The organism is Soonwooa sp. (assembly GCF_030151385.1).
GTDB lineage: Bacteria > Bacteroidota > Bacteroidia > Flavobacteriales > Weeksellaceae > Soonwooa.
In genome coordinates this window covers 1-7,884 of sequence record NZ_JASLDS010000066.1, presented here as the reverse complement: position 1 = coordinate 7,884, position 7,884 = coordinate 1, and the positions used below count along the sequence as shown (strand labels likewise).

Genomic DNA, 7,884 nt, shown 5'->3' with positions numbered 1-7,884 from the left:
TCGCAGGCACAAGCAAAAAACTAGAATAAGCAATTATTCAAGACTCGGTAGCTCAGCTGGTAGAGCAATACACTTTTAATGTATGGGTCCTGGGTTCGAATCCCAGCCGGGTCACAAATTTACCTCATAGTAAATTTTTTTTCATATTAATATTTTGTGATTTGGTGTTTAGAAGCCTCCTGAATAAGGAGGCTTCTATGTTTTTGTACCTATTGCAAAAAAAAACATCTGGAACTATTCCAGATGCATATTGTCAATTAATCTTACTTTATCTACATTAACTACAATAAAGGCGCGAAAGTTTTTGTCCTTGTAGAAAAAGTCAGTTTCTTTCAAGGTTTCTTCATCAGCAATTAAAAAATATTCGAGTTCCATTCCTTTTTGGTTTTCAAAAATTTCTTCCACACGTTTTTTAATTTCAGGAATAGTTATTATGCGGAACCAATCATTTACTTTTTTTAAAGTTTGATAAATGATAGTTGAAGCTTTTCGTTCTTCTTCGCTAAGACGGACATTTCGAGAACTCATAGCTAGACCATCGTCTTGTCTGTGGATTTTAACACCATGGATTTTTACAGGAAGATCTAAGTTCTTAACTAAAGTTTCAATTATTTTTAATTGTTGAAAGTCTTTTTCGCCGAAATAGGCATTATCAGGTTTTACTTGTTCAAATAATCTTTCGATAACTGTTCCAACGCCATCGAAGTGTCCTGGTCGTGCCGCGCCTTCCATTTCGTTTTCCAAACCATTGAAGTTATAATGCTTACTTTCTAAAGTTTCTGGATATATATCTTGTACTGAAGGAATGTAGACTGCGTCAACTAATTTTGAATCTTTAAGTTTTTCGATATCTTTTTCCACAGTTCTAGGATACTTTTCTAAATCTTCAGGATTGTTAAACTGTGTTGGATTTACGAAAATTGAAGAAATGACGATGTCATTTTCTTTTTTTGCAATTTCATAAAGCGAAAGGTGCCCATCGTGCAATGCGCCCATCGTTGGTGCGAAGCCAATGGTTTTGTTTTGTTGTTTTACATCAGAGACAAATTGTTCCAGCTCGGCTCTGTTATTTAGGACTTTCATATTCTGTATTAAAATTGAATGTAAAATTATAAAATGTATCTGTACGAATGTTTTTTATTTGTTAAAAATTTATAAAATTTTGGCTTATAGGCTTGATTTTCTGATGGTATCAATCTTGAAGTATGCTAAATTTTGCTAAAAAGTTTTAAAATAAAACAATTGAGATAAATTTTTGTAATTTTGCAAAATAAAGTGTTTATACTTTTTAGACAATAAAATATATTATGCCGAATCAAAAGATTTTGTACGTTACAACGGAGATGTATCCTTACCATGAAGATTCTAACATGGGTAACATGGTCCACCAGATGGCTCTGAAAATGCATCAAGAAGGTAACGATGTGAGGGTTTTCATGCCAAGGTTTGGACAAATTAGTGAAAGAAAATTCCAATTACACGAGGTGATTAGACTTTCTGGGATGAATATCATCATCAATGATCTAGATCAACCTTTAATTATTAAAGTGGCTTCTTTACCAGGAGAAAGACTTCAGGTGTACTTTATCGATAACGAAGAGTATTTCAAAAGAAAGCAGTTGTATTTTGATGACGAAGGAAAAGCTTTTGAAGATAATAACGAAAGAGCAGTTTTCTTTGCTCGTGGTGTTATCGAAACAATCAAAAAACTTAACTGGGTGCCTGATGTAATCCATATTAATGGATGGATGGCGTCTCTTATTCCAATTTATTTAAAAACATATTATAAAGACGATTCTTATTTCAACGATACCAAGCTGGTATTGTCGCTTTATAATGAAGAGAATTCTGAGCTTTCTAGCAATAGTAAGGAAATCTTAACTTTTGATAATATTACAGAACTTTCGTCGTTAGATAATCCAAGTTTCTTAGGATTTGTTAATGATAGTATGGATTATGTAGATGCTATTGTTAAGGGAGACGAGTTTTTAGTAGAATCTTTGGAAGCTGCTTATGGTAAAGCATCGGCTGAAAAGTCAGATTATCTAAATGTTGATGCAATTTCGCAGCTATATTAAATCGAAAAAACAACAATGATAAATAAATTAAAAAGCCTAATTACATTAGGAAGTGCTTTGGTGTTAGCTTTTGCTGCAGTAAGTTGTGAGTCAGATCTTGATAATCTTGGAGAACAATTGTTAGACGGAAATAGTGCGCAAGGTTTTGAGAAAGCTTTTGGAATTGTCGCTTATAATATTAATAATGGCGATGTTATAAGAACAGATGCTAGCCAATTAGGATATGCAACTTTAGGTGCTTTTACCGAGCCTGTTTTTGGAATGCAAAAGTCAAGTTATGTGAGTCAGGTGAGAATGCCAAGTGACGCTTTTGATTTTGGAACAAATGCAGTTGTGGATTCTGTTGTTATGACAATTGTACCACTTTATCAATCAGATTCGCTAACAACAACAACTAACGATACTTATAAATATCCGGTTGGTGATGTTGATGCAATAAAAGTTGTAAATACTTATCCAGTTATCAAATATGGTAAGTCTAAAATCGGGAATGATAAAACAAAATTCAATATCAAAGTAAGAGAAGTTACAGACTTTTTAGGTGCTTATGGTGATAATGTTTTATCAAACAAAGCAGTGGCTCTTAATGGAAATGTAATTGGTTCAAAAGAATTTGATGGCAATATCAATTCGGTTGTTGTTACTAAAAAATCTGACGGGTCAGAATTGTTAAATAGAGAAGCTGGTCTTAGAATTCCAATGGATAAAGACTTCTTCCAAAATAAAATTGTGGCGAAAAGTAAACAACCAGAATTAGCAAATGCTGCAAACTTTATTCGTTATTTCAAAGGAATTCAGATTTCAGTTGATGAGACAGATGGTTACATTTTTAGATTCACACCTACAACAGTTGATATCAAGTTATATTATAAAAATGATGTGACAGCTGCTGATGGTACTGTTACAAGAAGTGATGTACAAGTGGTGGCTTTAAGTTTAGCAGGAATTAATGCTCATTTTAATCAGATTGAATATAATCGTGCAAATACACCTTATGCTGATGCGATAGCAAATATTACTGAAGCAGGGCAGCCAACTATTTTTGCTCAAGGTATGGGAGGAAGTGGTTTTGGAATTAAAATTCCAGCACAGACAATTGCTCAATTGAGAGATCAATTCAAAAATGATAAAGCAGGAATTGTTACAGCAAAAATTAGAGTGTATACAGATACAAATCTTTGGAAAAACTCTTATGCAAAACCTACTTACTTTACAGTGAAGCAAAAAGATGCTACTGAGTTTTTAAGTGATATGTCTACTTTGGCTAATACAACCTATTCATTGGTTAAAGCATATGATCTTGATAAAGATTCTGCCTACTATGATTTCACAATTACAAAAACATTGAAGGATATTGTCGAGCAAGGTCAAGATTCAAAAGATTTGGTTTTGAACTTGGGGTCATACTTGACAAATTCTTCAACAGGAGCACTTCTAGGTGTTGATTACACAGATAGAGCCTATACGCCTAACAGAATAGTATTTGTTGGTACAGATCCTAGCAAAATTGGTGCTGTGCTTGATAGTAAATCGCAAAATGTGCAATTGAGAGTTTCTTATGCTCAAAAACAAATTAAATAAATTAATAACACAAATATAAAAACATAAATAGTATGTGCGGAATTGTTGGATACACAGGTTTTAGAGATGCTTATGATATCGTTATTAGCGGTCTAAGACGTCTAGAATATAGAGGTTATGATAGTGCAGGTATTGTGCTTGATGATAAAAATAATAATTTTGAAGTTAAAAAGACTAAGGGTAAAGTTGATGATTTAGAGCATATTTCAGAGTCTTTGCGTGGGACTTCGCATATCGGAATGGGGCATACGCGTTGGGCAACACATGGTGTTCCTAGTGATCGTAACTCGCATCCGCATATTTCTAATAACGGCAAAATTGCTTTAATCCATAATGGTATTATTGAAAACTATGATACTATTAAAACAATGTTGGTTGCTAATGGATTCGAATTCCATTCAGAAACTGATACAGAAGTTTTGGTAAATCTTATCCAATATTTTACAGATAAAAATCCAGACTGGGATTTTGCAGCAGCAGTTAGAGCTTCGCTTAACGAAGTTTATGGTGCTTACGCAATTACAGTGATGCACGAAGATTTTCCTGGTGAATTAATTGTTGCAAGACTAGGATCTCCTTTGGCAATTGGTCTTGGAGATAAAGAATTCTTCATCGCTTCTGATGCTTCACCTTTTGTTGAGTTTACAAAAGAAGCTGTGTACTTAGAAGAAGGTCACATGGCAACTATTTCTTTGGATAAAGGGGTTAATATTTTTACCATTAAAGACAATGAAAAAGTTGAACCAGCAGTCCAAGAATTACGATTGAATCTTGAACAAATCGAAAAGGGTGGTTACGAACATTTCATGCTAAAAGAGATTTTTGAACAACCAAAATCTATTCTCGATACAATGAGAGGTCGTCTTCTTGTTAATGAAGGTATTATCAAAATGGCAGGTATCTGGGATCACCTAGAGCGCATCAATAAAGCAGAAAGAATTATCATTATTGCTTGTGGTACATCTTGGCATGCAGGTCTTATTGGTGAATATCTAATTGAAGAGTTTGCAAGAATTCCTGTTGAGGTGGAATATGCTTCGGAATTTAGATATAGAAATCCAATTATTGGTCCTAAAGATGTTGTTATTGCAATTTCACAATCTGGTGAAACAGCCGATACAATGGCCGCAATCAAATTAGCAAAAGAAAAAGGAGCTTTCGTATATGGTATTTGTAATGTAGTTGACTCTTCAATTGCGAGAGTTACAGATGCTGGATCTTACACTCATGCAGGACCAGAAATTGGTGTTGCTTCGACAAAAGCATTTACGGCACAATTAACTATTCTTTCGTTAATTGCTTTAAAATTAGGAAAGCACAACGGAAATCTTGGTAATGCAGAATTTATGCAACTTATTGCAGAATTAGACGCTATCCCTACAAAAGTTGAAGAAGTTCTTAAATCTTCACATGATGTTGCGAAGGAAATTGCTAAACAATATGTTGATGCAACCAACTTCTTGTATTTAGGTAGAGGATATAATTTCCCGTCTGCTTTGGAAGGTGCTCTTAAACTTAAAGAAATTTCTTATATCCATGCAGAAGGTTATCCCGCTGCTGAAATGAAGCATGGTCCTATTGCCTTAATTGACGAAAATATGCCAATTGTTATCATTGCGCCAAAACAAGGTCATTATGATAAGATTGTAAGTAATGTGCAAGAAATTAAAGCTAGAAAAGGACAAGTTATTGCTGTTGTTAACAAAGGTGACATACAAGTTGCAGCAATGGCCGATCACGTTATCGAAATGCCAGAAACTTTAGAATGTTTCTCACCAATCGTAGCTGCAATTCCATTACAATTATTGTCATATTACATTGCTGTATATCGTGGTGCAAATGTTGATCAACCAAGAAATCTTGCAAAATCAGTAACAGTTGAATAAAAATTGTTTTTCAAAACAATATTAATAATAAAAATGCGTTAAGGAAAAGTAATAGTAGTTTTAAAAAAAATTATATATTTACCGCTTAATTTCTGAATAGAGAATGAAAAGGATATTTCTTATATTATTATCATCTGCAGCAGTTATTTCTTGTTCCAAAGGAGGAGGAAAGTCTGCAGGTAGACCAGGTGCAAAAACAAAAGGTGAGTTGATTCCATCAAAATCAGCAAAAACTTTTACTGCAGTTAGACCTTATGGAATGGTGCCAATTCCTGGTGGCTCATATGTTATGGGTATGACGGATATGGACTTTACCAACATGCCGGAAAAGGCTAATCCGAAAACGGTAACTGTATCTTCATTCTTTATGGACGAAACAGAAGTTACCAACGGACAGTATAGAGAATTTATTAACTATGTTAGAGATTCGATTGCTAGAACACTTTTAGCTGAGGCTGCTGGTACAGGAGGTTCTGATAGTTCTACTGGTACAGGGATTTCTGACTATGCTTACCTTGCGAAAAAAGGAGGAGATAATGTTACTCCTTATCAATCATATTTAGAATCTCAAGGAGGAAGAGATGGTTATGATGAATCTAAGAAATTGGATTGGAAAGTGCCATTACATTGGAATACGTCTGCTTACCCTGATGAACAATATGCAGAGGTTTTAGAATCTATGTACATTGCTCCAGACAAGAGAATCAATAATGAGAGATTAATTGATGCTAACAAATTGATGTATTCTTATCAATGGGAAGATGTTGCTTCAGCAGTTAAAGACAAAGCTAGAGATGCATCTTATCTAAAAAAAGAAAGTATTAAAGTATATCCGGATACAACTGTTTGGGTAAAAGACTTTAACTATGCTTACAATGAACCATTATTTGATCAATATTTTTGGCATCAAGCTTATAAGCAATATCCTGTAGTTGGTGTAACTTGGGATCAGGCAAGAGCATTTTGTAACTACAAAACAAAAAGAAAAACAGATTTTAATTACAGTCAAAAGAAGAAGCTACAAAAGCCTATGAGTTTCCGTCTACCAACAGAAGCGGAGTGGGAATATGCAGCAAAAGGTGGTGTTGAAAATGCAACTTATCCTTGGGGAGGTCCTAATCTTCAGGATGATAGAGGTTGTTATTTAGCAAACTTCAAACCCAAAAGAGGTAACTATATAGAGGACGAAAAGAAAGGAAACTACGTTTATACAGCGCCAGTTAAAAAATTCCCTAGAAATGGCTATGGTCTATATGATATGGCTGGTAACGTTTCTGAGTGGACAGAGTCTCCTTTTAGCAATGCTGCTTATCAATTCTCTTCTACTTTAAATCCTAATTTATCAAACCAAGCTTATCGTGAGATCAAGAAAACGGTTCGTGGAGGTTCTTGGAAAGATGCTGGTTATCTATTGATGACAGGTTACAGAGACTGGGAGAGAAAAGATTCTGCTAGAAGTTACATTGGCTTCAGAACTGTACAAGATATTGCACAAGGCTCTGCAAAGTTCAAGTCAAAATCGACTAAATAAACAAACAATAAACTAACTATTACTAACTAAAAACTTATTAAAACGCATGTTTAAAACTAAAGATGCCAGAATGAATTTCTTTTATTCAATTGGCGCAGCGATTGTTATCTTGGGAGCATTATTTAAAATGACTCACTGGAGTCTTGGTCCTATTACAGGTAACGTTGCCTTAGCAGCAGGCCTTATTATGGAAGCGATTGTATTTATCGTATTTGCATTTGATCCACCAAAGTCTGAAGAATCTTACCATTGGGAAAATGTTTATCCTGAGCTTTTAGACGAATCTGCGGAAAGAAAACCAAGAAAAGTCGTTAATCAAATTGCGGAGAATAAAGAATTAGAACTTTCTCTTTCTGATAAATTAGACAAAATGCTTGCTGATGCTAAGCTTGATGTTGGTATGTTCGAAAGATTAAGAGGAGGTATCGAGAAATTCGGAGCTTCAGTAGATCAAATCAACCAAACAGTTGATGTTGGAGCATCTACACACAAATATAACGAACAAATGAATCTTGCTGCTAGTCACCTAGAAAGTATGAATGCACTTTATGCACTACAATTAGAGCATGGTAAAAAGCAGTCAGAATTCAGTAAAAAATATGTTGAAGATATCCAGAAATCTGCAGAGCAATCTGAGAAATTCAACGAAGAATTACAAGGTTTAACTTCTAACTTATCTAGTCTTAATAGAGTATACGGCGGAATGCTATCTGCTATGAAGTCTTAATTTCCAGTTCATTTATTTATTAATTATTAAAATTTTTTAAAAATGGCACAAGGAAAACAGACGCCTCGTCAGAAGATGATT

The 7,884-nt window shown here is 34.3% G+C and carries 6 protein-coding genes and 1 tRNA gene; 6 read left to right on the top strand and 1 reads right to left on the bottom strand.

What is annotated here, in order from left to right; translation table 11 throughout:
• Positions 1 to 41: 41 nt before the first annotated feature.
• Positions 42 to 114 (top strand) — tRNA-Lys (locus Q1V95_RS12600).
• Between the two features lie 120 nt (positions 115 to 234).
• Here Q1V95_RS12600 and panC read toward each other — a convergent pair.
• Positions 235 to 1,083 (bottom strand): pantoate--beta-alanine ligase, encoded by an 849-nt coding sequence (panC, locus tag Q1V95_RS12595; RefSeq protein ID WP_300674541.1) that lies wholly within the window; start codon positions 1,081 to 1,083, stop codon positions 235 to 237.
• Between the two features lie 224 nt (positions 1,084 to 1,307).
• Between panC and Q1V95_RS12590 the strand changes: the two genes are divergently transcribed.
• From Q1V95_RS12590 to gldL, 5 genes are all read left to right on the top strand, one after another.
• Entirely contained in the window at positions 1,308 to 2,078 is a 771-nt protein-coding gene (locus tag Q1V95_RS12590; protein WP_300674538.1) for a glycogen/starch synthase, read from the top strand.
• Between the two features lie 15 nt (positions 2,079 to 2,093).
• Entirely contained in the window at positions 2,094 to 3,659 is a 1,566-nt protein-coding gene (locus tag Q1V95_RS12585) for a DUF4270 domain-containing protein (protein WP_300674536.1), read from the top strand.
• Between the two features lie 32 nt (positions 3,660 to 3,691).
• Positions 3,692 to 5,545 carry a glutamine--fructose-6-phosphate transaminase (isomerizing) gene (gene glmS, locus Q1V95_RS12580; protein ID WP_300674534.1) on the top strand — a complete coding sequence of 618 codons (1,854 nt, stop codon included), beginning with the start codon at positions 3,692 to 3,694 and terminating at the stop codon, positions 5,543 to 5,545.
• Between the two features lie 103 nt (positions 5,546 to 5,648).
• Complete coding sequence (gldK, locus tag Q1V95_RS12575) at positions 5,649 to 7,076, top strand: gliding motility lipoprotein GldK (protein ID WP_300674531.1); 1,428 nt, start codon at positions 5,649 to 5,651, stop codon at positions 7,074 to 7,076.
• Between the two features lie 46 nt (positions 7,077 to 7,122).
• Positions 7,123 to 7,803 (top strand): gliding motility protein GldL, encoded by a 681-nt coding sequence (gene gldL / locus Q1V95_RS12570; protein WP_300674529.1) that lies wholly within the window; start codon positions 7,123 to 7,125, stop codon positions 7,801 to 7,803.
• Positions 7,804 to 7,884 lie beyond the last annotated feature (81 nt).

Bases quoted from the DNA above. Each gene is read 5' to 3' on its own strand.
- panC (WP_300674541.1), bottom strand. From the start codon at position 1,083: ATGAAAGTCCTAAATAACAGAGCCGAGCTGGAACAATTTGTCTCTGAT.
- gldK (WP_300674531.1), top strand. From the start codon at position 5,649: ATGAAAAGGATATTTCTTATATTATTATCATCTGCAGCAGTTATTTCT.
- Q1V95_RS12585 (WP_300674536.1), top strand. From the start codon at position 2,094: ATGATAAATAAATTAAAAAGCCTAATTACATTAGGAAGTGCTTTGGTG.
- gldL (WP_300674529.1), top strand. From the start codon at position 7,123: ATGTTTAAAACTAAAGATGCCAGAATGAATTTCTTTTATTCAATTGGC.
- Q1V95_RS12590 (WP_300674538.1), top strand. From the start codon at position 1,308: ATGCCGAATCAAAAGATTTTGTACGTTACAACGGAGATGTATCCTTAC.
- glmS (WP_300674534.1), top strand. From the start codon at position 3,692: ATGTGCGGAATTGTTGGATACACAGGTTTTAGAGATGCTTATGATATC.